This is a genomic window from Phreatobacter aquiterrae (genome assembly GCF_053471285.1).
Genome location: NZ_JBJPHW010000001.1, coordinates 183,005 through 208,543 on the forward strand (window position 1 = coordinate 183,005; position 25,539 = coordinate 208,543).

The window sequence follows — 25,539 nt, forward strand, 5'->3', positions numbered from 1 at the left end:
GCGGGGGACCGACAGGACGAGGGCGAAGGCGGGCGGGCCGCGCGCAATCCTGCAGCCGAAGCTTAAGGCTCCGGCCTTGCTCCGGCCCTGGGGCGCGGAGGTTGCGTCTTGCGCGGCACGTCTGTGCGATGGAGGCCTGACGCACGCAGGGGAGTGCGCGGGTGAGCGGCAGGCGAGGAACGAGCGGGCGGAAGCCCAGTCCTCGTTCCGGACAGTATGCGCCCCGGCGGCGCGTTCTCCTAACGAATAATCGCGGTCCCCTCCGGAGCGACTTGACGCGGGCGGGTCGGGAGGCCCCCCCGGTGGGATACCCGGCCAGCCGCCAGGTCGGCGCGTCGTTCATTCTTGCTTTACCGTCCGTAATGTACGGTTTAGTTCATAAAAGACACCAGGATGGTGGAATGTCGCTGCTCCCGAAACCTCTCGCCCCCCTGCAGCCCTCCGCCGACTGGCGCGATCCGCCCCGGGAGACCGGGCGGGACGACACCGCCGCCGTCGATACGGCGCTGCGGTCCATGGCGGGGGGGAACGTGCTGGGGACGTCGCGGATCGGCGAGGAGCTGAGGGCGCTGCACGCGGCGCTCGACGACAACGCCATCGTGGCGGCCACCGACCGCAACGGCACCATCCTCCACGCCAATGCCTGCTTCTGCCGCATCAGCGGCTACAGCGAGCGCGAGCTGGTCGGCCAGAAGCACAGCATCCTCAATTCCGGCCATCACGACAGGGCGTTCTTCGCCGATCTGTGGTCGACCATCGCATCGGGGCGCAAGTGGCACGGCGAGATCTGCAACCGCGCCAGGTCCGGCGAGCTCTACTGGGTCGACACCACCATCGTGCCGTTGCTGTCGCGCGACGGGCGCATCCAGCGCTACCTGTCGGTGCGCTTCGACATCACCGAGCGCAAGCAGGCGGAGATGGCGCTCGCCGCCGAGAACGCCCGCCGCCTGCGCGCCGAGCAACTACTGCGCGACGTGCTGGAGACGGTGCCCGTGGGCATCACCGCCTTCGACGCCGAGGACCGCCTCGTCACCTGCAACGAGGAGTTCCGGCGCTTCTATCCGGAGCTGCGGAACGTCATCCGCGAGGGTATCCGCTACGAGACCATCGTCCGCCGCATGGCGCGCTCGGGCCATTTCGCCGGAGTGGGCGAGGACGACGTGGAGGCCTGGGTCGAGCAGCGCATGGACGAGCATCGCCACTCCACCCGCCCAGTGGTGCTGGAACTGGCCGACGGCCGCTGGATGCAGCTGCGCGAGTTCCGCACCGCGACCGGCCTCACCGTCACCGCCCGCACCGACATCACCGAGCTGAAGGAAGCCGAGCAGACCATCCGCCGGCAGGCCGAGGAAGACCCGCTGACCGGGCTCGCCAACCGCGCCGTGGTGGTGGCGCGGGTCGACGCCATGCTGGCGCAGCGGGCGAGCCGCACGGCCGCTCTCGTGCTCATCGACCTCGACGGCTTCAAGGCGATCAACGACTCTCTCGGCCACGATGCCGGCGACGAACTGCTGGTGGTCATCGGCCGGCGGCTCGCCGGCGCGGTCGGCCGCGGCACAGTGGTCGGCCGCATGGGCGGCGACGAATTCGCCCTCGTGATGAGCTGCCCGTCCGGCGAGAAGACGCTGGCCCGCCGCCTCGACCGGGTCATGGCCGCGGTGCAGCAGCCGGTCGCGCTGACCGGCCGCACCGTCACCCCGCAGCTCAGCATGGGCGTCGCCCTGTTCGCGCCGGGCGAAATGTCGCGCCGCGACGTGTTCCAGCGCGCCGACATCGCGCTCTATCACGCCAAGTCCGCCGGGCGGGCGCGCTACTCCTTCTTCGACCATCACATGCTGCGCGCCGCCGAGCAGCGCCGCCAGATCGAGGACATCCTGCGCGAGGCCATCGAGCAGGATCGCCTGCACATCGAACTGCAGCCGCAACTGCATTTGAGGACGGGCCGCCATGTCGGCTTCGAGGCGCTGGTGCGTTGGCGTCGCGACGACCGGCTGGTGCCACCGTCCGAGTTCATCCATATCGCCGAGGAGAGCGGGCTGATCGTGCCGCTCGGCAACCGGGTGATCGACAAGGCGCTCGGCTTCGTCAGGGCGATGAAGGACCGCGGCCTCTCCCCCGGCCGCATCGCCATCAACGTCGCGGCGGCGCAGCTCAAGCTCGATGATTTCGCCGAAGGGCTGGCCGTCCAGCTCGGGGCCTATGGCCTGACGGCGACGGAGATCGAGGTCGAGGTGACCGAGACGGTTCTGCTCGACCGCTCGGCGCAGCAGATCGGCCGCACGCTCGGCCGACTGCATGAGTTGGGGGTGGCCATCTCGCTGGACGATTTCGGCACCGGCTATGCCTCGCTCGCCCATCTGAAGCGGTTCCAGGTTGACCGACTGAAGATCGACCGCTCCTTCGTCGCAGATATCGGCATGGACGACCACCGCGGCGTCATCCCGCGCACCATTGTCTCGCTCGCCCACAGCCTCGGCATGGATGTCGTCGCCGAGGGCATCGAGAACGAGCGACAGCTCGACATCCTGAAGTCCTACGGCTGCGACATCGGCCAGGGCTATCTGTTCGCCCGCCCCATGCCGCCCGACCAGGCGGAGGCCTATCTCCGGGAGCGCTGATCCATGGGTGGCCGTTCAGCGGAGGGGAAGGGGCCGATAGGCGAAGCGACTGCGGATGTGGGCATAGCACTCGCAGGCGGCCGCCTCCATCCGCGCCCGATCGACGATCTCAAGACGTCCACGGCTGTAGCGGATGATTCCCTCACCGAGAAGGTGGTGGCAGGCGCCGCTGACGGTTGCGCGCCTGAGGCCGAGCAACTCTGCCAGCACCTCCTGCTTCAGCTCGAAGGTGGGGCTGCCGGCCTTGTCGGAGGCGTCCAGAATCCATCGGGCGACGCGGTGGTCGGCCGAATGCAGGCTCGTACAGACGACCAGTTCGTGCAATTGCTCGATGCGCGCCTTGCCGTAGCGCAGCAGCATGCGGCGGACGCAGATGAACCGCTCGATCGCCTCGTCGAACACCGACGCCGGCAACCAGGCGGCATGGCCGCCGATCTGCACGACGCAGCGGCCGCGCATGACATCTCGCTCCATCATGGTGGCGATACCGACGAAGCCCTCCGGGCCGACATTGCCCTTTTCGATCGTCCGGCCATCCGTCATCCGGGCCATGAACGAGATCATGCCGGAAAGGGGGAACACGGCATCGGTGACGGACTCGTTGTCCTCATAGATGCAATCGCCGGCTTCGACCGGCCTGACCTCGATCTCCCGGGCCACGAAGGCGAGAGCTTCGGGTCTCAGAAGACGAAAAAGGGCATTCTGCGTCAGTTCGGGGGCGGAAGCGGTGACGACTGCTGCACTCTGGCTCATCAAGGCCTGCTTGGCATGGTCGGTTGACAGGGGCCCGGACCGTTGCCAGCCGGGTCGCTATTCGACCATCTAGAGCAATTGATGTAGCCGGTTGCAATGGTTACGTGAAAACTGGCTGTGAAATCTTTAAATGTACGATATCGATCTTAGCTGCCTGCAGTAAGATCATATTCCAATTTTGAGATTGATTGCATGGCGTTCGTCCTGCAACCGGCGCGAATGATCTTGGCCGGAGCCCAACTATTGAGAGCCCCGTCAGGATCGGGGAAATCGATCCTTGTTCCATGCGGTTTGTTCTATGCGGTTTGTTCTATGCCGCCCGGACTGTCGCGAGGAAGCGGTCGACATCGCTGCGCAGCTGTTCCGACTGCCGTGCCAGCGCCCCGGCGGAATTGAGGACCTGCGTCGCGGCGGCACTGGTTTCGGCGGCGTCCGTCGTCACCGTCTCGATGGTGGCGGTGACGGAGGATGTGCCGGTCGCGGCCTGCTGGACGTTTCGGGAAATCTCGCCGGTTGCCGCCCCCTGTTCCTCTACCGCTGCGGCGATGGAGGCGGCAATCTCGTCCATCGTCCTGATGATGGCGGAGATGCTGTCGATCGAGGTGACCGACGCGTCGGTCGCGGCCTGGATCTCTCCGACCTGCTGGGAGATTTCCGTCGTCGCCCGCGCCGTCTGCTCGGCCAGCGACTTCACCTCGTGGGCGACGACGGCGAAGCCCTTGCCGGCCTCGCCGGCGCGGGCCGCCTCGATCGTCGCGTTGAGCGCGAGGAGATTGGTCTGGCCGGCGATCGTGTTGATGAGGCTCACGACGTCACCGATCTTCTTGGCGCCCGCCGCAAGCCTGCGGATGGTCTCGGCCGTCTGGCTGGCCTGCCCGACCGCCTCGCGGGCGATGCGGGCGGAGTCATGCACCTGCCCGCCGATCTCCGAGACCGACGAGGAGAGTTCCTCGGTCGCTGCGGCGACGGTCTGGACGTTGCCGCTCGCTTCTCCCGCGGCCGCATAGACGGCCCTCGCACGGGTCGACGTGCGCTCGGCGCTCTGCGTCAGCGACGTGGCGGCGGTGTTCAGTTCCCCGGCGGTCAGGGTAACCTCGCCGACGATGCCGCCGATGGCCGTGTCGAACTCCTGCGCGATGCGCCCGAGCGTCTCGTGGCGATCCCGCTTGCCGGCCTCGATATAGACCCCGAGCGCGATATCCATGTCGAGGAGCGCGGCCTTGATGACCGCCTTGCGCAGGAGGTCCTGTTCCTCGCGGCGACGACGGCCCTGCAGGGGTCTCGACGTGGCGCCAATGGCTGCGACAACCCCGGCGACCAGGGCGCTGTAGCCGCCGATATACCAGCGCGGCTCGAGGCCGAGCGTGTTGTGGACCTCGCCGATCCGGGTCACCGAGGTCTCGTAGGCCTCGTCGAAACGGGCATCCAGGATGATGTCCCAGTGCTTCAGCTGCATGGCCTTGGCATGCGCCATGTGCTGCTCGCTTCTGAACAGCCCGGCGGTGTCGGGAAACCCCTTGATGTGCGTGTAGAACGTATCGAGGACGCCGGGCATGACCGACAGGATGAAGGGCTTCCCGTCCCGGAGCGACGTGGCGAGCACGGCGTCGATGGCATGGAAGGCGAGGCGTGCGGCAATGCTGGATTCGCGCATTCGGAGACTCCAGGGCGGGGGGTCGAAGCTGAATGAACGCAAGAGACCAAACGTTAAGTACGATATCGTTCACACGATATGGTTAACGTTGTGTTAACGTGGAGGTCAGGGATGAAACGCTGCGCCAGATGACGCAGAGGAATCGGCCGGATCGTGGCCGGCGACACGCCGCCAAGCCGCTCTCATATCTTCGTTGCCGCGACGAAGGCGGCCGGCCCTGTCTGGACAGCGCGGGTCGATCGGCCAATGCCGTCGCGCGTCGGTGGTGGGTATCAGTCGGTGCCGTTGTCAGGCGGTCGCGGGCGGGGCGCGCCGGACCCGCCCCGCACCCCACAGGCCGGGTTTGGCCTCAGGCCGCGCGGACTGTGCCGAGGAACTGGTCGAGTTCCCGCCGCAGCCGCGTCGCCTGCTCGGCGAGGCCATCGGCCGACGACAGCACCTGCGCCGCAGCGGCCCCGGTTTCGGCCACGGCCTGCGACACGCCGACGATGTTGGTCGCCACTTCATGGGCTCCGGTGGAGGCCTGCTGTACGTTGCGGGAGATTTCCGACGTCGCCGCGGTCTGCTCCTCGACCGCCGCCGCGATGTCGGTCGACACCTGGCTCATGTCGCGGATGGCGCGGGTGATGCTGCCGATCGACTGCGACGAGGACTGCGTCGCCTCCTGGATCGCGTTGATCTGGGTGGCGATTTCCGTCGTCGCCTTGGCCGTCTGGTCGGCGAGGCCCTTTACCTCCGAGGCAACCACCGCGAAGCCGCGGCCGGCCTCGCCCGCCCGCGCCGCCTCGATGGTCGCATTCAGCGCCAGCAGGTTAGTCTGTGCCGCCACGCCGCTGATCAGTTCGACGATCTCGCCGATCTTCTGCACCTTGTCGGCAAGGTCCTGGACCTGGGACGCCGTGTGATCGGCGTTGCGGACAGCATCGGTCGCCATGCGGGCCGAGTTCTCCACCTGTCCGGCGATCTCGCGCACCGACGAGACCATCTCCTCCGTCGCTGCGGCGACCGTCTGGATGTTGGTGGAGCTTTCCTCCGAGGCGGCCGCGACCGCGTTCGACTGCGCCGAGGCTTCCGTCGCTGCGCCGGTCATGGTGGAGGCCGCCGCCTTCAGGTGCCCGGCCGAGTCCGAAACCGACGTCACGATGGCGCCCACGGCGCCCTCGAAGTCGTCGGCCATGCGGTTCATCATCGCCTTGTGTTCGGCCTCGGCGCGCGCCCGGGCGGCCGCCTGCTCGTCGCGCAGCCTCTGCGCCTCCAGCCCGTTCTCCTTGAACACCAGCGCCGCACGGGCGATGTCGCCGACCTCGTCGGAGCGGTCGATCGCCGGAACCTCGACGTGGTAGTCGCCGGCGGCCATCGTATCGAGAACGCCGCGGACGCGTCCGAGCGGCACGGTGATCGACCGCGCCGACAGGAGCGCGATCAGCGCGCCGATGAGAATGGCCGCGACCAGCGCGGCGACAGCGGCCATGCTGGCGGTCGATATGCCGCCGGTGGTGGCGTCGATATCGCTCTGGAGCAGGCCCGACTGGGCCCCCGAAAGGCCGCCATTACCGTCGGCGCCGACCAGTTCCGTCTGCAGGGCGCGGAACAGCGGCAGGACGTTGGCCTGCAACTCCCTGGCGGCGTCATCGATGGTGCCGCGCTCGACCACGGCGAAGGTGCGCCCCTGCGCCTCTCGGAAGCGCGGCAGGGCGGTGCGTACAGTGGTCCAAGCGGCGCGGTTGGCGGGATCGGTGAAGCTGGCCGAGAGGCTGTCCATCGTGGCGACGAGCTGGTCGACCTGCCGCCACTGCGCGACCCATTGGTCAGTGAGGCTCGAATCCCTGGTGATGATGAAACCGCGCAGGAGGTTGGCGGTCCCGGTCGTCGCGCCGGCGAGCTTGAGGCTCGTCGAGGCGACGGGGGCGCGCAGGTCGCGCACCCGCGCGGCGGTTTCGCTGGCCGAATGGATCTTCAGGATGACGAAGCCGATGGCGCTTCCGCAAAGAAGCAGGACGGCGGCGAAACCGAGAGCGAGACGAAGGCCGATCTTGAGTTTGGACATGGTTGTTTCCCCCTGGGAGAAAGCATCCCGGCCTTATGGTTAGCCAAGTCTTAAGCTGCACAATAAATACGCAATATGCCTAATGATTATTCAATCATAGGTTGCTATGAACGGTATCGTGCGTATCATGGGGGTATGCGGGATTGCCTCGCCGCATCGTCCATGGCGCCAATGGCCCGGTCGGCGGAAGCGAGGCCCGGCAGGGCGAATGCTCGGCCGGAACGATCCATCGTCCCTGAACGCAAGGGCGCGCGTCGATCCGAACGAAACCGCCGATCCGGCCCGCCAGGATGACCCAACGGCGGTCCGGCCCTTCATTCGCGCCGGTAGAGAACGAACCGCTCGGTGCGCTCGACGGCATTGTCGAAACGGGCGACCTCCCGGAATCCGTGGAGGGCCGCAAGGCCAGGGTCGAGAGGCGCCGTCGTGACCAGGGTTGTGGGGCGGGGCAGGGCGTCCGAGTCGTCGAGCATGGTGGCGGCATCGCGCGGCGTCACCCTCGCCCGATCCCACAGCACGAAGGAGCCCCAGCGACCGACATTGCCGTAATAGGCGCGGGCGATTCCGAGATGCCCGACGATGGTGCTGACGGCATAATCCGGCGTGCCGATCAGCGGATCGTTCTGCCAGCCTTCCGTGAGGATGTGGCGGGCAACGGCAGGGCCGGCCGAGAGTGGCTGGCGAACATCCTTCAACAGGGCGATCAGGCCCGCGACGGCCTGACATGCGAGGACCGTCAAGAGCAGCATCCGCCCTGCCCCTGCGGTCGCGTCCCGAGCCGCGTCTGGGGAGAGCCGCGCGATCCACAAGGCTGCGATGAAGGCGAGCAGGAGCGGCCCCCGGTGCCAGATACTGTTGCCGTAGACGAGCATGAACATCGCCAGCATCAGCCCGGTCGTAAGCCCCAGAAGGATCACCGCAGCGGGCTCGCGGCGGATCATGACGAACGCTGCGACGAGGGCGGCGGTACCGAGGGCGGTGGCCGGAAACGAGTCGTAGGGACCGATGAGGCCGCCGAGCGCCATCACCTGCCAGATCAACTGGCTGGTGTCGGGTGCGAGGAGGGCGCGGCCGCTGAACGCGTCGGCCGCTGGCCAGGCGGTCGCCACGGCCCCTGTCCAGCCGACGGCCAGAAGCACAAGGGCGAGCACCTCGCCTCTCTCCGGGGGCGTCCACCCCTTGGTGCGCAGCCGGTCGACCGCCACCGCTGTCGCCAGGGCCCCGGAGAGGATGGCGAAGAGCAGGTGGACATTGGCGAGACAGGCCAGAACCCCCGCAAGGCGGATGGGATGGCTGCGCCGGTAAGGCCAGAGCACGCAGGCCCCGATCGTCAACAGCGTGCCGAGCGCGTAGCTCCGGCTCTTCACGCCGTAGTCGAAGAGGATGAAATAGCCGAACGGAAAAAGAGCGAGCTCCCACCGGTTGAAGGGGGCTCGCCAGAGCACCAGAGCCACGGCGGCGATGGAGAAGGCGATGTTCGGAATCTGCATCAGCGCGGGATCGCGGCCGAGCCTGGCGAAGGGCCAGATGACGAGATGCCAGAGGGCCGGGTGCCCCTCGTAACGCAGGTTGTCGAGAAGTGCCGGGAGGTCGGCGCTGTCGCGCGCGATCAACCAGGCCTGAATCTCGTCGCGCCACATTGCGTGGTGGGCGGCGCCCCACGCGACAAGTCCTGCGTAAAAAAGCAGGAGTGCGGCCGCAAGCGCCCGACGGCCGGAGAATGTCGGGGGGGACTGGGGGCCAGCCCTGGGCCTCTGATGCGCCATCCCGCCTGACGTCATGCGGGCCTCGCCGCAAAGACGATGGACCGGCGGATCACGAAAACGGCGACGAAGCTCAGGACCACCGCCACAGCCTTGGCCGGGACGGGCGCAAGGCCCGCGCCCTCCACCAACATCGCGACGGTAGCCGCCGTGACGAGGATGCCGGCGATCCCGCTCAGCGCATACTCGCCGAACAGTCGGGACCGGCCCTTGCCGGTGCGGGCTGCATCGAAGACGAACCGGGACGATAGCAGGAAGTGCACCAGAAGTCCCACCGCATAGCCCGCAACCGCCGCCGACAACGCCCCCAGATCGGAGCCCGTGAGCGCAAGGAAGAGCGCCATGTCCACCGCGAGCGCAACGGCACTGACGGAGCCATAGCGCAGCATCTGTCCCCACCAACGGTCGCCGCGGTCACCGCTGCGATCCGCAGCCAGGGACGAGCGAGACGTCATGACGTCTCGCTGAACCGTGCCGGAACGGCGCGCAGTCCTCCTGCAGGGGCGGCGGACGGCCTTGCGCCCGCCTCGTGATATTCGGCGTCCTCGTTGACCTGCCAGACGTCGTAACGCGCCTCGCCGGCCAGGATGTTCCTGACCGTTAGCATGGCGGTCATCATGGCGTGGTCCTGGTTGTTGTACTTGTGCATGCCGTTGCGCCCCACCGGATGCAGGCCGGGATGGTGTTCGGCAAGCTCGGCGCGCACGGCCTCCACATGTTGCCGGTACTCGCCGTCATAGACCGGATAGGCCTTTTTCTGCCGCACGACACAGCCGTCGATGCATTCCGCCTCGCTGGCAAGGCCGATCTTGGCCAGTTCGCGCTTCGCAAGGGCGATCAGCTCGGCATCGCTACTCTCCCACAGGCCGTCGCCCTCGAAGCAGAAATACTCCAGCCCGAGGCAGGCGAGGCGCGGGTCGGGCACCATCTCCGGCGACCAGGACCGGAAGTTCTGGATGCGGCCGACCTGCACCGACGGATCATGGATGTAGATCCAGTTGTCCTCGAACAAGTCCTGCCGGTCGACGATGAGAGCGACGGTGATGAAGTCGCGGTAGCGGAGCTTTGCCGCTGCCGGTGCGGCCGCCAGCGGGCGGTCGAGGGCCTGGACCAGTTCCGCGAGGGGCGCCGAGGAAATGACATGGGGAGCGGAGAAGCTGACCGTGGCGCCATCGGCGGTGCGGGCTTCGACACGGTAGACGCCCGCGTCCTTGCGCGTGATACGCGACAACGTGTGGCCCATGTGGATCGTGCCGCCCTTTTCGCGAATGCGGTCCGCGGCAGCCTCCCACATCATGCCCGGGCCGCGGCGCGGATAGTCGAATTGTTCGATGAGGGTCTTGATGGGACGGCCGTCGCGGCCGATGGCGCTGCCGCCCGGCTGCAGGGACTTGCGCAGCGCGGCGCCCACCGCCTCCATGAGGTCGAGCCCCTTGATCCGCTGGGCGGCCCAGTCGGCGGAGATCTCGTCGCAGGACATCCCCCAGACCTTCTCCGTATAGGTCTTGAAAAAGATCGCGAAGAGCTGTTCGCCAAACTGGTTGGCCACCCAGTCGTGGAACGAGCGCACGTCCTTCTTCGGCAACATGCGGCTCTTCAGATAGGACAGCATGCAGAGCGAGGACTGGATGAGGCCGAGATTGCGCAGCGCCTCGAACGCCTTCAGCGGATAGGAGTAATATCGACCACCGTAGTAGATGCGGCTCAGCCGGGGCCGTTCGATGAAATCGTCCGGCAAGATCTCCCGCCACAGCTCGACGATCTCTTTCGATCGCGAAAAGAAGCGGTGCCCGCCGATGTCGAAGAGAAAGCCCTTGTACGCGACCGTCCGGCTGATGCCGCCGACATAGGTCGGGTCTGCCTCGATGACGGCGGCGTTGCGACCTTGCTTCGTCAGGAGATAGGCGGCCGTCAGACCTGCTGGTCCCGCGCCGATGACGACGGCGTCGGCATGTGAACGATCTGGCATCGGGATCCACTGGCAGAGCACGTCGTTCCGCCGTACACGATCGATTTCGACGAGGCAAATGCAGACGCTTGGACGCGGCGCTATTGCGAGCCGCAGAAAAGCAAACGGGGCCCGAAGGCCCCGCCGCGATTGGCTCGGAGGAGGAAGGCTCAGGCCTTGTCGTTGCGCTCCACGCGCTCGGCGATGCGGGCCGACTTGCCGCGACGATCGCGCAGGTAATAGAGCTTCGCGCGACGGACCTTGCCGCGGCGCACCAGCTTGATGGAATCGATCACCGGGGAATGCACCGGGAAGACGCGCTCGACGCCCTCGCCATAGGAGATCTTGCGGACGGTGAAGCTCTCCATCAGGCCGCCGCCGGAGCGGGCGATGCAGACGCCCTCATAGGCCTGGACGCGGGAGCGGTCGCCTTCGCGGACTTTCACGTTGACGATGACGGTGTCACCGGGAGCGAAGTTCGGCAGTTTCTTGTCGCCGAGGACGCGGGCGGCCTCTTCGGCCTCGAGGGTCTGGATCAGGTTCATCGGTTCAATCCTTGTGGCCGGGCTTTGCCGGCATCTTGTTGGTCTTGGTTCCGAGGATGGGCTTGGGAGTCTCACGAGACCTGCCCGCCGGAAGGGGGCTCGATAGTCGAAAAGGCAGGGATTGTCACGTGGATTCTGCCGGCTGCGGGCGGCTTTGCACCAGGGAGAGTGCGTCCTTCGAGGCTCGGCCGTTCCGGCCTCGCACCTCAGGATGAGGAGGTGGGTGAATGGCACCTCGGGTGGAAAGCTGAACGGCCGTGCCGCAACCACCCGTGATGCCGGTCTCAACGGTCCTCATCCTGAGGTGCGAGCTCCGAAGGAGCGAGCCTCGAAGGACGCACTTGGCGCCGTGCAGGGCATGTCCTCGCCGGATCAGCCCTGCTTCTTCGCCCAGAGATCCGGCCGCCGCTCGCGCGTCAGGCGCTCGGCCTCGGCACGTCGCCACTTCGCGATCTTCGCGTGGTCGCCGGAGACGAGGATATCCGGGATCGTCAGGCCCTCGAAGACCTGCGGCCGCGTGTAGTGCGGATATTCGAGGAGGCCCGTCTCGAAGCTCTCCTCGGTGCCGCTCTCGGCATGGCCCATGACGCCCGGCAGCAGCCGCACCACCGCGTCGATCAGCACCATGGCGGCCAGTTCCCCGCCGGACAGCACGTAGTCGCCGATGGAGACCTCGGTGAGGCCGCGCGCGGCGATGAGCCGTTCGTCGACGCCTTCGAACCGGCCGCAGAGGATGACCGCCCCGGGGCCGGCGGCGAGCTCCCGCACATGGTCCTGCGTCAGCGGCCTGCCGCGCGGCGACATGTAGAGGCGCGGCCGCGCGTCACCCTCCGGCGAGACGTGGTCGATGGCGCGCGCTACCACGTCGGCCTTCATCACCATGCCGGGGCCCCCGCCGGCCGGCGTGTCGTCCACGGTGCGGTGACGGTCGGTGGCGAAGTCGCGGATGAAATGCGTGTCGAGGCTCCAGGCCTCGCCCATCGCCCGGCCGGCGAGCGACAGGCCGAGGGGGCCGGGAAACATCTCGGGATAGAGGGTGAGGACCGAGGCGCGGAACATCGGCGGGCCCGTCAGTCGCGGTCTTGCGGGTCGCGGGGCGTATCTTCCAGCAACCCCGGCGGCGGGTCGATGACGACGCGGCCACCGGCGATGTCGACGGTCGGCACCACGGCCCTAATGAAGGGGATCATCACCGCCTTCTGGCCCTTGCGCGCCACGTCGATGACGTCGCCGGCGCCGAAATCATAGACGGCGGTGACCGTGCCGACCGGCTCGCCCGCGAGGGTCTCGACCTTCAGGCCGATCAGGTCGGCATGGAGGAACTCGTCCTCGTCCTCGGCGGGCGGAATGCGCTCGCGCGGCACAAAGAGCTGCATGTTGGTGACGGCTTCCGCCGCATTGCGGTCGGTCAGCTCGGCGATGCGGGCAACCAGCACCTCGCCGGCCGGGCGCACGCTTGTCACCGTGAAGAGGCGGCCGTCGCGTGACTGGAGCGGCGAGTAGTCGAGGATGGCCGCCGGGTCCTGCGTGTAGGACTTCACGCGCACCTCTCCGCGCACCCCGTGCGGGGCGCCAAACTTGGCGACGAGGACGAGATCGGTGGACATGGATAATGAGCCTGGCACGAGGGGAGCGTGTCCTTCGAGGCTCGCTGCCGCTCGCACCTCAGGATGAGGACGGTGGGTGGCGGGCACCAGGGGGACGCGACGACCGGGCCGCTTCCGACAAAGCTCGATGCAAATCACAAACTCCCCTCATCCTGAGGTGCGAGCGGCAGCGAGCCTCGAAGGACGCACTGGCCTCCGTGCAGGTCGCCCGGCACGGAGGCGTTCAGCACATCACTCGGCGGCGGCTTCGGCACCCTTCGCGGCCTTGGCGGCCTTGGACGCGGCGCGCTCCTCGGCCTTCTTGCCGGGAACGGCCTTCTCCGGGTTGTTCGAGGCGGTGCGCTTCACCAGGCCCTCGGCATCGAAGAAGCGGGCGACGCGGTCGGTCGGCAGCGCGCCCTTGGCGAGCCAGGCCTTGGCGGCCTCGACGTCGAGGTCATAGCGCTTCTGGTCCTTGGACAGCATCGGGTTGTAGGTGCCGATCTTCTCGATGAAGCGGCCGTCGCGCGGCGAGCGCGAGTCGGCGACGACGATCTGGTAAAAGGGGCGCTTCTTCGTGCCGCGGCGGGCGAGGCGGATCTTGAGCGACATGGGATACTCCGTTGGGTCGTTCGTGATGGGTGGGAATGCGGTGAACTGAGCCGGCTATTTCTTCTTGCCGAAGGGAAAACCGGGAAGGCCGGGAGGCTTGCCGCCCCCGAGTCCACCAAGGCCCGGGAAGCCGGGGGGCAGGCCGCCGGGCGGCAGCGCCGGCATCTTGTCCGGCAAAGCGCCGGGAAGCCCGCCGGGCATCTTCTTCTGCAACTCGGCGAGCATTTCAGGCGTCGGCTGCGGCATGCCACCGCCGAGCCCGAACATGTTGGCGAGGCCCGCCATGGGGCCGCGCTTGGCGCCGCCGCCGCCCATGGCCTTCATCATGTCGGCCATGCCGCGGTGCATCTTCAGCACCTTGTTGACGTCCTCCGGCTGGGTGCCGGAGCCACGGGCGATGCGGCGGCGGCGCTTGCCGTCGATTTCCTTCGGGTTGCGCCGTTCCCAGGGGGTCATGGAGCGGATGATGGCGCGCTGGCGCTTGATGGCCTTGTCGTCCATTGCGCCGGCAAGCTGCTTCTGCATGTTCTTCACGCCGGGCAGCATGCCCATCAGGCCCTGCATGCCGCCGAGCTTCATCATCTGGTCGAGCTGGTCGCCCATATCGTCCAGGTTGAACTGGCCCGCCTGCATGCGCTTGGCGATCGCCATGCCTTTCTCGGCATCGATCGATTCCGCAGCCTTCTCGACCAGCGAGACGATGTCGCCCATGCCGAGGATGCGGTTGGCGATGCGCGAGGGGTGGAAGTCCTCCAGCCCGTCCATCTTCTCCGACGTGCCGAGAAGCTTGATCGGCTTGCCGGTGACCGCGCGCATGGAGAGGGCCGCGCCGCCACGGCCGTCGCCGTCGACGCGGGTCAGCACCACGCCGGTGACGTTGACCCGCCCGGTGAAGGAGCGGGCGACGTTGACGGCGTCCTGGCCGGTGAGGCTGTCGACGACGAGCAGCGTCTCGTGCGGACCTGCGGCCTTCTCGACCTCGGCCACCTCGATCATGAGGGCCTCGTCGACATGGGTGCGGCCGGCAGTGTCCAGCATCACCACGTCGTAGCCGCCGAGGCGGCCGGCCTCGATGGCGCGGCGGGCGATCTGCACCGGCGTCTGGCCGGCGACGATCGGCAGGGTGTCGACGCCGATCTGCTTGCCGAGGATGGCGAGCTGCTCCATCGCGGCGGGACGCCGCGTGTCGAGCGAGGCCATCAGCACCTTCTTCTTCTGCTTCTCGAAGAGGCGCTTGGCGAGCTTGGCGGTGGTGGTCGTCTTGCCCGAGCCCTGCAGGCCGACCATCATGATCGGCACCGGCGGCACGGCCTGGAGGTCGATGGCGACGCCCTCGGTGCCGAGCGTCTCGACCAGCGTGTCGTGGACGATCTTGACGACCATCTGGCCGGGGGTCACCGAGCGGATGACCTCGGCGCCGACCGCGCGGTCGCGCACCTTGTCGGTGAAGGAGCGCACGACCTCGAGCGCCACGTCCGCCTCGAGCAGGGCGCGGCGCACCTCGCGCATCGCCTCCTGCACGTCGGCTTCGCTCAGCGCGCCGCGGCCCTTGAGGCGGTCGAGGATGCCGGACAGTCGTGTCGACAGGCCTTCGAACATGGTCACTCCGGAGTTCACCCTGGGGATGCCCCCAAGGTGGTCCCGGTCCCCCGGAACCGCAACGCGTTTCGCGCCCGAGGGCGCATGCTGCGCTGTCGGGCGGGAACCTCCGGGATCGGGTCCCGGTCGGCGAAGGCAGGTCTCGGATGAGCGAGAGTGGGGTGCGGATAGAGGGGACGGGGCGGAATGTCAAGGAAAGCCCGCCATCGGGCCGCCTCTGCCGCCTCGACACAGAACCGAATCGACTTTACGCGCGGGTTTTCAGTCCGTGGAACCCGCCCTTGGAAACCTCGCTCTATCTCCCCGTCAAAACCTTCCTCGAAGGCCTCGGCTTTGAGGTGAAGGGCGAGATCATGGGCTGCGACCTCGTCGCCCTGTCCGACGGCGCGTCGGCCGCCGTCGTTGTCGGCGAGTTGAAGCAGTCCTTCACCCTGGAACTCGTCCTGCAGGCGGTCGACCGTTCCGCCGCCGCCGACGAGGTCTGGCTGGCGGTGAAGGCCTCGGCCCGAGGGCGCGGCCGCGAGCATGACAGCCGCGTCAGGAAGCTCTGCCGGCTCTGCGGCTTCGGGCTGCTGTCGGTGCTGCCCATGGGCGGCGTCGAGGTGGTGGTCGAGCCGGTGCCGTGGAAGCCGCGGCACGACGGCAAACGCCGATCCCGCATCGTCGCCGAACATCGCCGCCGGCGCGGCGACCCTGCGCTCGGCGGTTCGACGCGCCGGCCCATCATGACCGCCTACCGCCAGCGCACGCTCGCCATGGCGCAGGCACTGGCAGCCGGCCCCCTGCGCCCGCGCGATCTGACCGCTCTCGCCGCCGACGCGCCGGCGATCCTCACCCGCAACGTCTATGGCTGGTTCGAGCGGCAGGGGCGCGGCATCTATGTGCTCTCGGTGGCCGGGCATGCGGCACTGGCCACCTGGAAGGACCATCTGCCGGCTCATCCCGAGCGGTGATTGGCCCGGACTGGCTCGGCGCGCAGGCGGCGGAATCGCGACCCTCTGTCACCCATGGGGACCTGACCGGACCGTCGCGCGTTTTCTCCCGTGTGTTGCCACGACCATAGGAGTGTCTCCGTGCCGATTCTCGACCGCCGTGCCGTTCTTGCCGCCACCCTCGGATTGACCGCCGCCGCATCGCTGGCGCCCGCCCGCGCCGACGACCGTCCCGTCACGCCCGAGGAGCGGCGTCAGATCGAGGCGACGCTGCGCCGCGAGGGCTTCGTCCGCTGGGGCGAGATCGAACTCGACGACGGCCGCTTCGAAGTGGACGACGCCATCGCCGCCGATGGCCGCAAGTACGATCTCGAACTGTCCCGGGTCGATTTCTCGATTCTGAAGCGCGAACGTGACGATTGATCAGCCGCGCCGGCACAGCCGATTGAGATCGGTGAACGTCAGGCGGATCGCATGCTCCGAGCGCGCGATCATCCGCCTGCCGTTGGCGCTGCGGCAGTCCCAGCGCAGCCCGCCGCGCGCCGATAGCGCCCGCCGGTACTGGCCGGTGAGCGTGGTGATGGTCTGCGGCTGGATGCAGCCCGCCGCGGCCCGGCGGAAGCGGCTCTCCAGCGCCGGCGGCCGCCCGCAGGCGCGCAGGAAAACCTCCACCAGCGCGTAGCTGTCGACGCGCTTCATCACGTCTGCGCGCTGCGCGGGCGAGAGCAGGTTGAGGCTGAAGGCGCCGTGCATCTGGGTCGCCTGCGCCGCGGCCGGGTGGGGCGCCGTCGTCGCCATCAGCAGACAGGCCAGCGCGAGAGCAGGGGCCATGGGCAGGCGGAAGCGAGACGGGCGCATGGCGGGATCGATGCTGGGGTGGCGGACGGGACGATCCTAGCAAGGTCGCCCCGGGTTTCAATCGGTCTGGGGGTTGTCTCCCGCAATCCGGATGCTCGCGGGCTCACCCTGGCGCTTGACGCGCGCCCTGGCCTCGGCCACCGGTCGGACCGGATGAACCCTGACCGCCGGAACCGCCATGTCCGACCGCGCCAAGTCCCGCCCCGCCCTGTCCGACCCTTCCTCCTTCGACAGACGCCTCGCCGTGTCCGCGCGTCTCGTCGAGGGGGAACTCGAACGCCTGCTGTCGGACGAGGTGCGCGCGGGCGAGACGCCGCGCCCGCCGCGCCTGATGGCGGCCATGCGCCACGCCGTACTTGCCGGCGGCAAGCGGCTGCGACCCTTCCTCGTGATCGAGAGTGCGGCGCTATTCGGCGTCGAGCCGGCCGCCGCGGTTCCGGCTGCCACGGCCCTCGAACTCGTCCACTGCTACTCACTGGTTCACGACGACCTGCCGGCCATGGACGACGACGACCTGCGTCGCGGCCGGCCGACCGTTCACAAGGCCTATGACGAGGCGACGGCGATCCTTGCCGGCGACAGCCTCCTCACCCTCGCCTTCGAGACCATGGCCGCGGCGCCGACCCATGCCGATCCTGCGATCCGCGCGGAGCTCACGCTGCTGCTCGCCCGCGCCGCAGGGCTCGGCGGCATGGCCGGCGGCCAGATGCTCGATCTCGCAGCCGAGGGTCGCTTCGACGGCGGCGCGCCGCTGGCGCTGCCGGAACCGGAAATCCGCCAGCTTCAGGCGATGAAGACCGGCGCGCTGATCCGGTTCGCCTGTCTGGCGGGTGCGGTTCTCGGCGGGGCCGGGGAGACCGAGCGTCAGGCTCTCGCGACCTATGGCGAGATCATCGGGCTCGCCTTCCAGATCGCCGACGACCTCATCGACCACGAGGGCGACGCCAGCCTCGCTGGCAAGGCGACGGGCAAGGATGCCGCGCGCGGCAAGGGCACACTCGTATCGCTGCGCGGTGCGACCTGGGCGCGCGACGAACTGACGCGCCTGATTGGCGATGCAGAGCGGCATCTGTCGCCCTTCGGGTCCGGGGCCGCCACTTTGATGGCGGCGGCACGCTTCATCGCGTTCCGGCAGGCCTGACGGCGCGGCAGCTTCTCTCCGGCTCGCCTTGACTCCCTCCTTGCCGGCAAGCCAGCATCACAGATCGTTTTTCTGTTTTGGGGGAGGTGGCGATGCGTTTTTCGTCCACGCGACGTTTCTTTGGGATGATTTTGGGCGTGGCGCTCGCCGCTGGTCTGGCCGCGCCGGCCGAGGCGCAGAAGCGGCAGAACACCATCCGCTTCGCCTATGACCAGGTGCCGGAGAACGTCGACCCGTTCTTCAACAACGTCCGTATCGGCGTGATCATCGCCCATCAGGTCTGGGACACGCTGATCTACCGCGACCCCAAGACCAACGAGTACAAGGGCCAGCTCGCCACTGCTTGGCGTTGGGTCAACGACACGACCCTCGAGCTCGACCTGCGCCGTGGCGTGAAGTTCCACAACGGCGCCGAGTTCAACGCCGACGACGTCGTCTACACGCTGAACTTCGTCGCCAACCCGGCCAACCGCTCCACCACGCAGTCCAACGTCAACTGGATCGACCGGGTCGAGAAGGTCGACGCCCACAAGGTGCGCATCATCACCAAGCGCCCCTTCCCGGCGGCGATCGAATACCTCGCCGGCCCCATCGTCATCCATCCGGCCGCCTATTACGAGCAGGTGGGTCCGAAGGGCATGAACGAGAAGCCGGTCGGCTCCGGCCCCTACCGCGTCGTCGAGCACCAGATCGGCCGCTCCCTCACGCTGCAGCGCAACCCCGACTATTTCCGCGATGGCCCGAAGCCGCAGCCGCAGATCGAGCGCATCGTCATCCGCTTCATCCCGGACCGGCAGACGCAGGTCGCCGAGATGCTGTCGGGCGGCCTCGACTTCGTCATGAATATCGCCCCCGACCAGGCCCAGCAGATGCGGGCCGTGCCGACGCTGCAGATCGTCTCCGGCGGCACCATGCGCATCGTCTTCCTGAACCTCGCCACCACCGAGCGTTCGCCGGCCCCGCAGCTGCGTGACCTGCGCGTGCGCCGCGCCATCGCCCATGCCATCGACCGCGAGACGATGGCTCGCCAGTTGGTAGGCGAGGGCTCGCAGATCATCAATGCGATCTGCTTCCCCACGCAGTTCGGCTGCGATGCCTCGCAGGCTCAGGTCTATGACTACAACCCCGCCAAGGCGAAGGAACTGCTGGCCGAGGCTGGCTTCCCGAACGGATTTGAGCTGGAACTGCACGCCTATCGCGAGCGCAACCAGTCCGAGGCGATGATCAACTACCTGCGCGCCGTCGGCATCCGCGCCACGCTGCGCTTCGGCCAGTACGCCGCGATGCGCGACCAGGTCCGCTCGCATCGCGCATCCATGGCGCACCAGACCTGGGGCTCGTTCTCGATCAACGACGTGTCGGCCTCGACCCCCGTCTATTACAAGGGTCTCGACGACGACATTTCGCGCGATCCCAAGGTGATCGAGCTCCTGCAGCGCGGCGACACCACGACCGACCCGCAGGCCCGCCTCGTCGCCTATCGCGAGGCGCACAAGATCATCTCCGAGCAGGTCTATTCGGTGCCGCTCTACAACCTCGTCACCTTCTATGCGGCGGCGAAGGATCTCGAGTTCGCGGCCTATCCCGACGAACTGCCGCGCTTCTGGGAGATGCGCTGGAAGTGATGCTATGATCCGGCCGCGGCGACTGCCGTCGCGGCCGGACTGGCTAGCCCAAGGCGCCCATCTGCATGTTCAATTACACGCTCAAGCGGCTGGGACTGGCCGCTCTCGTCGCATTGGCGGTGTCGGCCCTGGCCTTCGTGCTGCTGCGCCTGTCCGGCGACGTCGCCATCGCGATCGCCGGTGAAGGCGCCCGCGCCGAGGACATCGCCGCCGTACGTCAGCAATACGGTCTCGACCGCCCGCTGGTCGTCCAGTATTTCGACTGGCTGGGGAAGACGCTGTCCGGCGATTTCGGCCAGTCGCTCTATTTCCGCACCCCGGTCTTCGATCTCATCATCACCAAGATCCAGACCACGATCGTCCTCGCGGTGCTGTCGATCCTGTTCGCGCTCGGCCTATCGCTGCCGCTCGGCATCATGGCGGCGGTCTGGCAGAATTCCTGGATCGACCGGCTCTGCCTGTGGATCGCGGTGGCTGGCCAGGCCCTGCCGAACTTCTTCTTCGCGCTGTGCCTCGTGATGGTCTTCTCGATCGGCCTCGGCTGGCTACCCGTGTCCGGCGCCGACTCGTGGGAGCATTTCATCATGCCCACGGTGGCGCTCGGCTACTACGTGACGCCGCCCTTCATGCGGCTGGTGCGCGCCGGCATGATCGAGGTCTTGAACGCCGACTACATCCGCACGGCCCGCGCCAAGGGGCTGCCGCCCGTGACCGTGATCCTGCGCCACGCCCTGCGCAACGCGCTGGTGCCGGTGGTGGCGCTGACCGCGGTGCAGCTCGGCTTCCTCCTCGGCGGCTCCATCGTCATCGAGACGGTCTTCGCGCTCGACGGGCTCGGCTACCTCGCCTACCAGGCCATCGCCCAGAAGGATTTCCCGGTCATCCAGGCGGTGCTCATGCTGCTGTCGGTCGGCTATGTCGGGCTGACGCTGGCCGCCGACCTCGTCAATGCCTGGCTCGATCCCAGGATCAGGGTGGGCTGACATGAGCGACATCGTCCAGACACCGACCATTGCCGTCGCCGTCGTTCCGCCCTCGCGGTTCAAGCGGCGCGTGCTCAAGCACAAGGGCCTGATGATCGGCACCGGCATCTTCGCGATCATCGCGCTGATCGCCCTGCTGGCGCCCTTCATCTCGCCGCATGACCCCTATTCCCAGGACCTCAACAATCGCCTCGTGCCGCCGGTCTGGTACGAGCGCGGCAGCTGGCTCCATCCGTTCGGCACCGACAATCTCGGCCGCGACTATCTCTCGCGCACGCTCTACGGCGCGCAGATCTCGCTGCTGATCGGCATTTCGGTCATGCTGATTTCCGGCACGATCGGCACGGCGCTCGGCCTCGCCGCCGGCTATTTCGGCGGCCGGATCGACCTGATCGTCACCTTCATCATCACCACGCGCCTGGCGCTTCCCGTGGTGCTGGTGGCGCTCGCCGTGGTGGCCATGGTCGGCGGCACGCTCGGCATCGTCATCGCCGTGCTCGGCCTGCTCAAATGGGACCGCTTCGCCGTCGTCATGCGCTCGGCGACGCAGCAGGTGCGCTCGCTCGATTTCGTCGAGGCGGCGCGCGCCAGCGGCGCCAGCCAGTTGCGCATCATCCTGCGCGAGGTCCTGCCCAACGTCATGCCGCACCTCATCGTCGTCGGCACGGTGGAGGCCGCCAGCGCCATCCTGCTCGAGGCGGCGCTGTCCTTCCTCGGCCTCGGTGTACAGCCGCCGCTGCCCTCCTGGGGGCTGATGATCTCGGAAGCCAAGAACTTCATGTTCTTCTCCTTCTGGCTCATCGCCATCCCCGGCGCGGCGCTGGCCCTGCTGGTGCTCGCCATCAACATGATGGGCGACGGCCTGCGCGACGTGACGGCACCCGACAGCCGGTCCTGACGGTTGGTCGGAGACATCCGTCTCCGCATGACACCTGCCGGCTTTCGCCCATGGCGGAAGCCGCCCATCGCGATAATCTCCTGCTCCTCACCCCTTCTGCAGAGTCCGACATGACCCGCGCCTCCGCCATCGCCGCCGCCCACCAGATGTTCGACGACGGCAGCCTGAAGGCGATCTTCGCCCGCCGCATCGCCATCCCGACCGAGAGCCAGAACCCGGCACGCGCCCCGGACCTTGCCCGCTACCTGACCGACGAGATGCAGCCCTCGCTGGAGTCCATGGGCTTCACCTGCCGCATCCTCACCCACCCCAACGCCAAGGGTCCCTTCCTCCTCGCCGAGCGGATCGAGGATCCCGCCCTCGTCACAGTCCTCGGCTATGGCCACGGCGACGTCATCGCAGGCCTCGAGGGCCAGTGGAAGGACGGTCGCGATCCCTGGACGCTCGATGACACCGGCGAGCGCTGGTACGGCCGCGGCGTTGTCGACAACAAGGGCCAGCACGCCATCAACATCGAGGCGCTGCGCTGCGTGCTGAAGACGCGCGGCAAGCTCGGCTTCAACGTGCGCTATCTCATCGAGATGGGCGAGGAGGTCGGTTCGGCCGGCCTGCATGATCTCGCCCGCGACAACCGCGAGCTCTTCCTTGCCGACATCCTGATCGGCTCCGACGGCCCGCGCATGACCGCCGAACGCCCGACCATGTGCCTAGGCGCCCGAGGCGGCTATCGCATCGACCTGGAGATCAACGCCCGCGAGGGCGGCCACCATTCCGGCAACTGGGGCGGCCTCCTGTCGAACCCGGCGATCCGCCTCGCCCATGCCATCGCCACAATCATCGGCCCGACCGGCCAGATCCGCGTCCATGAACTGCTGCCGAAGGAGATGCCGGAATCGGTGAAGCGGGCGCTCTCCGACATCGAGCCCGCCAGCATTCCCGGCGGCCCGCAGATCGACGCCTGGTGGGGCGAGCCGGGCTTCACGCCGGCCGAAAAGGTCTATGGCTGGAACACTTTCGAGGTGCTCGCCATCGGCGCTGGCGACATCGGCAATCCGCAGAACGCCGTGCCGCCTTCGGCGAGGGCCACCTGCCAGATCCGCACCGTGGTCGGTTCCGAGCCCGACGGCTTCATCCCGGCCATCAAGCGCCATCTCGTCCGCCATGGCTTTCCCGATGTCGAGGTCTCCAGCGGCCGCGACGCCGCTTTCAAGGCGACCCGCACCGATCCCGACCACCCCTGGGTGAAGTGGGCGGCGGCTTCCATCGCCGAAACCACCGGCAAGAAGCCGGCGGTCATTCCCAATGCCGGCGGTTCGCTGCCCAACGACGTCTTCGCCGAGATCATCGGCATGCCAACCATCTGGGTGCCGCACTCCTATCCGGGCTGCTCGCAGCACGCCCCCAATGAGCATGTTCCATCGGCGCTGGTGCGCGAGGCCATCGGCCTGATGGCCGGGCTCTACTGGGACCTCGGCGAGGGCACGCATCCGAAGGTGGCGCGCTGAGCGCGCCGGCAGGGCAGGGGGCCCCGATGAGCACGGCCAACACGAGCGATGTCGCCATCGTCGGCGGCGGCATGGTGGGAACGGCCACTGCGCTGGCCTGCCTTGCGCGCGGCCTCACCGTCACGCTCGTCGACCCCGGCAGCATCCGCGACGCGGCGAGCTACGGCAATGCCGGCGTCATCTCGCGCGGCTCGCTGTTCCCGGTGGCGGGACCCGGCTTGCTCGCCAAGCTGCCGCGCTACGCGTTGAACCGCGACATCGCCATCCGTGTCGACTATGGGTCGCTGCTCGCGGTGATGCCCTGGGCGCTGGCCTTCATGCGCCGCTGCAACGAGGCGTCGTGGCGGGAAGCGGCGGCGGCCCTCGATCCTCTCTGCGCGGCGGCCTATGACGAGCACTGGCGCATCGCCGGCGAGATCGGCGTGCAGGACCTCATCATGCGGCGCGGCTGGGTGAAGCTCTACCGCAGCGAGGAGGCCTTTGCCGGCGCGGCTTTGGAGCGCGAACTCCTGAGCCAGCACAAGGTCGGCTTCGAGGTCATCGAGGGCGCGGAGCTTCCCCAGTTCGAGCCGGCCCTGAAGCGGCGCTACGCCAAAGCCGTCTGGCACAGCGAGACGGGTTCGGTGCGCGATCCGGGCGCGCTGGTGCAGGCCTATGAGGCCGCGGCGCGCGGACGCGGTGCGACCATCGTCGCTGCGCGGGCGCGCACCGTCGTCGAGGACGGCGACGGCGCCAGGGTGCTGCTGGACGGTGGCGGCGAGATCGCGGCGAAGACCGTGGTGATCGCCGCGGGCGCTGCCGCGCACGATCTCACCGGCACGATGGGCTACCGACTGCCGCTCGCCGCCGAGCGTGGCTATCACCGCCATTTCGCCGATGGCGGCGAGCACAAGCTGTCGCGACCGATCCACGACACCGGCGGCGGCTATGTGGTCGCGCCGATGAATGCGGGCCTGAGGCTTCTGTCCGGCGTCGAACTCGCCCGCCGCGACGCGCCCGCGAACCTCACCCAGATCACCGCCGTCGAGACCGATGCGCGGCAGACTGTGGCCCTGGGCGAGAGCGTCGAGCCTGCGCCATGGCGCGGCTCCAGGCCCTCGACGCCGGACGGCATGCCGGTCATCGGCCGCGCGCCGCGCCACCCGCACGTCGTCTTCGCCTTCGGCCATGGCCATATCGGACTGTCCACCGGTCCGATCACCGGCAAGGTGGTGGCCGAGATCGTCGCTGGCGCTCCCACCTCGATCCCGATCACGCCGTTCACGCCCGCGCGCTTCTGACCCCCTCTGCGGTCGCTCTGCCCGATCGTCGGGACCGCGTCGGTCTGGCATGCGCCAATTCGTCGTTGCCTTGGCGTTCGGGCGGGATAGAGTTTGTGACAGGCGGGCGTCATGACCCGCGTACCAGAGGTGTCAGTGACATGTTCAATCGTTTCATTCTGGCGGCCGGCATGGCCGCTGCCGTCGTCGCGGGCGCACTGGCGCCAGCCTCGGCCCAGACTGTCGAGTGGCGCGGCGGTTCCATCGGCGGCGGCTGGTATACGATCGTCTCGGGAGCGGCGAAACTCCTCGAGGACAAGATCCCGGGCATGACGATCAAGGCCGTTCCGGGCGGCGGTGCGGCCAACCCGGTCGCGGTGCAGCAGGGACAGGCCCAGCTCGCCATGTCCATCGACATCTTCGCCGCCATGGCGGCCGCCGGCACCGGCACGTACCAGGGCCGGCCGGCCGCCGACAAGCTACGCATGATCGGCCAGTCCTTCGGCGACACGCCCTATCACTTCATCCGCGCGCCGGGCCAGACCATGGACGTCGCGACCCTGTTCAAGGAGGGGCGCAACATCCGCTTCGGCGGCGCCAACAACGGCGCGACCGACGAGATCGCCCTGCGCTGGCTGCTCGCCGTCTATGGCCAGACCTATGACAGCCTGCGCGCCCGCGGGTGGCGCTTCCAGCTCGCCGCCTATGCCGACCTCGCCTCCGCCTATCGCGACAACCAGCTCGACTATGCCTTCTTCGCCCTCGGCCTGCCCGGCTCGGCGGTGGTCGACATGGCGACCGGCCGCGATGGCGAACTGCTCGACATCCCGCAGGACGTGCTGGACGCCTTCAAGCAGCGCCACGGCATGGGCTCCGGCGTCATTCCCGCTGGCACCTATCCGCGCTTCCACGGCACGCGCGAGGTGAAGACCCTCGTCATGGCGACCACCCTCGTCACCTCGTCCGACGTGTCGGAGGACATCGTCTACAAGATCACCAAGGCGATCTGCGAGAGCATTCCCGATCTGCCGCGCATCCACGGCTCGCTGAAGGACTACCGCTGCGAGACGGCCGTCGCCAACCGCCCGGTGCCGGTCCATCCCGGCGCGCTGCGCTATTACCGCGAGCGCGGCTGGGTCCAGGGCTGAGCGGCCTGCGATCGACGACGAGGTCCGGGCCACCCGCCCGGACCTCTCTCCTTGTCTGACTGCGG

Annotated in this window: 22 protein-coding genes; 10 read left to right on the top strand and 12 right to left on the bottom strand. The window is 68.1% G+C overall.

Annotation, left to right across the window (positions count from 1 at the left end):
• The first annotated feature begins 401 nt into the window (after positions 1-401).
• Positions 402-2,618 carry a putative bifunctional diguanylate cyclase/phosphodiesterase gene (locus ACJ4V0_RS00870; protein ID WP_448297652.1) on the top strand — a complete coding sequence of 739 codons (2,217 nt, stop codon included), beginning with the start codon at positions 402-404 and terminating at the stop codon, positions 2,616-2,618.
• Between the two features lie 15 nt (positions 2,619-2,633).
• Here the strand turns inward: ACJ4V0_RS00870 and ACJ4V0_RS00875 are convergent, their stop codons facing one another.
• The 11 genes from ACJ4V0_RS00875 to ffh all read right to left on the bottom strand — a co-directional run bounded on the left by ACJ4V0_RS00875 (position 2,634) and on the right by ffh (position 15,125).
• Positions 2,634-3,371: a Crp/Fnr family transcriptional regulator gene (locus ACJ4V0_RS00875; protein WP_448297653.1), complete on the bottom strand. Its 738-nt coding sequence runs from the start codon at positions 3,369-3,371 to the stop codon at positions 2,634-2,636.
• A gap of 310 nt (positions 3,372-3,681) precedes the next feature.
• Entirely contained in the window at positions 3,682-5,025 is a 1,344-nt protein-coding gene (locus tag ACJ4V0_RS00880; RefSeq protein WP_448297654.1) for a protoglobin domain-containing protein, read from the bottom strand.
• A gap of 349 nt (positions 5,026-5,374) precedes the next feature.
• Complete coding sequence (locus ACJ4V0_RS00885; RefSeq protein WP_448297655.1) at positions 5,375-7,072, bottom strand: methyl-accepting chemotaxis protein; 1,698 nt, start codon at positions 7,070-7,072, stop codon at positions 5,375-5,377.
• Between the two features lie 314 nt (positions 7,073-7,386).
• Positions 7,387-8,685 carry a hypothetical protein gene (locus ACJ4V0_RS00890; RefSeq protein WP_448297656.1) on the bottom strand — a complete coding sequence of 433 codons (1,299 nt, stop codon included), beginning with the start codon at positions 8,683-8,685 and terminating at the stop codon, positions 7,387-7,389.
• 164 nt (positions 8,686-8,849) lie between these two features.
• Entirely contained in the window at positions 8,850-9,290 is a 441-nt protein-coding gene (locus tag ACJ4V0_RS00895; protein WP_448297657.1) for a GtrA family protein, read from the bottom strand.
• Complete coding sequence (locus tag ACJ4V0_RS00900) at positions 9,287-10,804, bottom strand: NAD(P)/FAD-dependent oxidoreductase (RefSeq protein WP_448297658.1); 1,518 nt, start codon at positions 10,802-10,804, stop codon at positions 9,287-9,289. The genes ACJ4V0_RS00895 and ACJ4V0_RS00900 overlap by 4 nt, the downstream gene beginning before the upstream one ends.
• Positions 10,805-10,953: 149 nt before the next feature.
• Positions 10,954-11,328, bottom strand: coding sequence for a 50S ribosomal protein L19 (rplS, locus tag ACJ4V0_RS00905; RefSeq protein ID WP_448297659.1), 375 nt, complete (start codon positions 11,326-11,328; stop codon positions 10,954-10,956).
• Positions 11,329-11,700: 372 nt separating this feature from the next.
• Positions 11,701-12,387 (bottom strand): tRNA (guanosine(37)-N1)-methyltransferase TrmD, encoded by a 687-nt coding sequence (gene trmD / locus ACJ4V0_RS00910; protein ID WP_448297660.1) that lies wholly within the window; start codon positions 12,385-12,387, stop codon positions 11,701-11,703.
• Positions 12,388-12,398: 11 nt separating this feature from the next.
• Positions 12,399-12,935, bottom strand: coding sequence for a ribosome maturation factor RimM (gene rimM, locus ACJ4V0_RS00915; RefSeq protein ID WP_448297661.1), 537 nt, complete (start codon positions 12,933-12,935; stop codon positions 12,399-12,401).
• Positions 12,936-13,166: 231 nt separating this feature from the next.
• Complete coding sequence (rpsP, locus tag ACJ4V0_RS00920; RefSeq protein WP_448297662.1) at positions 13,167-13,526, bottom strand: 30S ribosomal protein S16; 360 nt, start codon at positions 13,524-13,526, stop codon at positions 13,167-13,169.
• A 54-nt stretch (positions 13,527-13,580) separates the two neighbouring features.
• Positions 13,581-15,125, bottom strand: coding sequence for a signal recognition particle protein (ffh, locus tag ACJ4V0_RS00925; RefSeq protein ID WP_448297962.1), 1,545 nt, complete (start codon positions 15,123-15,125; stop codon positions 13,581-13,583).
• 281 nt (positions 15,126-15,406) lie between these two features.
• Between ffh and ACJ4V0_RS00930 the strand changes: the two genes are divergently transcribed.
• Together ACJ4V0_RS00930 and ACJ4V0_RS00935 are read left to right on the top strand one after the other, a co-directional pair.
• Positions 15,407-16,078 carry a DUF2161 domain-containing phosphodiesterase gene (locus tag ACJ4V0_RS00930; RefSeq protein ID WP_448297663.1) on the top strand — a complete coding sequence of 224 codons (672 nt, stop codon included), beginning with the start codon at positions 15,407-15,409 and terminating at the stop codon, positions 16,076-16,078.
• 120 nt (positions 16,079-16,198) lie between these two features.
• The gene (locus tag ACJ4V0_RS00935) at positions 16,199-16,480 is read left to right on the top strand and encodes a PepSY domain-containing protein (protein WP_448297664.1); all 282 of its coding nucleotides are present in this window, start codon (positions 16,199-16,201) and stop codon (positions 16,478-16,480) included.
• On the opposite strand, the gene ACJ4V0_RS00940 is transcribed toward ACJ4V0_RS00935, so the two are convergent.
• The gene (locus ACJ4V0_RS00940; RefSeq protein ID WP_448297665.1) at positions 16,481-16,915 is read right to left on the bottom strand and encodes a hypothetical protein; all 435 of its coding nucleotides are present in this window, start codon (positions 16,913-16,915) and stop codon (positions 16,481-16,483) included. It lies immediately after the preceding gene.
• 178 nt (positions 16,916-17,093) lie between these two features.
• Here ACJ4V0_RS00940 and ACJ4V0_RS00945 point away from each other — a divergent pair, with 178 nt between their 5' ends.
• From ACJ4V0_RS00945 to ACJ4V0_RS00975, 7 genes are all read left to right on the top strand, one after another.
• Entirely contained in the window at positions 17,094-18,056 is a 963-nt protein-coding gene (locus ACJ4V0_RS00945; protein WP_448297666.1) for a polyprenyl synthetase family protein, read from the top strand.
• 137 nt (positions 18,057-18,193) lie between these two features.
• Complete coding sequence (locus ACJ4V0_RS00950; RefSeq protein ID WP_448297667.1) at positions 18,194-19,681, top strand: ABC transporter substrate-binding protein; 1,488 nt, start codon at positions 18,194-18,196, stop codon at positions 19,679-19,681.
• Positions 19,682-19,746: 65 nt separating this feature from the next.
• Positions 19,747-20,664, top strand: a complete 918-nt coding sequence (locus ACJ4V0_RS00955; RefSeq protein WP_448297668.1) for an ABC transporter permease — start codon at positions 19,747-19,749, stop codon at positions 20,662-20,664.
• A 1-nt stretch (position 20,665) separates the two neighbouring features.
• Positions 20,666-21,562: an ABC transporter permease gene (locus ACJ4V0_RS00960; RefSeq protein WP_448297669.1), complete on the top strand. Its 897-nt coding sequence runs from the start codon at positions 20,666-20,668 to the stop codon at positions 21,560-21,562.
• A 110-nt stretch (positions 21,563-21,672) separates the two neighbouring features.
• Positions 21,673-23,067 (top strand): M20 family metallopeptidase, encoded by a 1,395-nt coding sequence (locus ACJ4V0_RS00965; protein WP_448297670.1) that lies wholly within the window; start codon positions 21,673-21,675, stop codon positions 23,065-23,067.
• A 26-nt stretch (positions 23,068-23,093) separates the two neighbouring features.
• Positions 23,094-24,347 carry an NAD(P)/FAD-dependent oxidoreductase gene (locus ACJ4V0_RS00970; protein ID WP_448297671.1) on the top strand — a complete coding sequence of 418 codons (1,254 nt, stop codon included), beginning with the start codon at positions 23,094-23,096 and terminating at the stop codon, positions 24,345-24,347.
• A 140-nt stretch (positions 24,348-24,487) separates the two neighbouring features.
• Positions 24,488-25,474: a TAXI family TRAP transporter solute-binding subunit gene (locus ACJ4V0_RS00975; RefSeq protein WP_448297672.1), complete on the top strand. Its 987-nt coding sequence runs from the start codon at positions 24,488-24,490 to the stop codon at positions 25,472-25,474.
• Positions 25,475-25,539 lie beyond the last annotated feature (65 nt).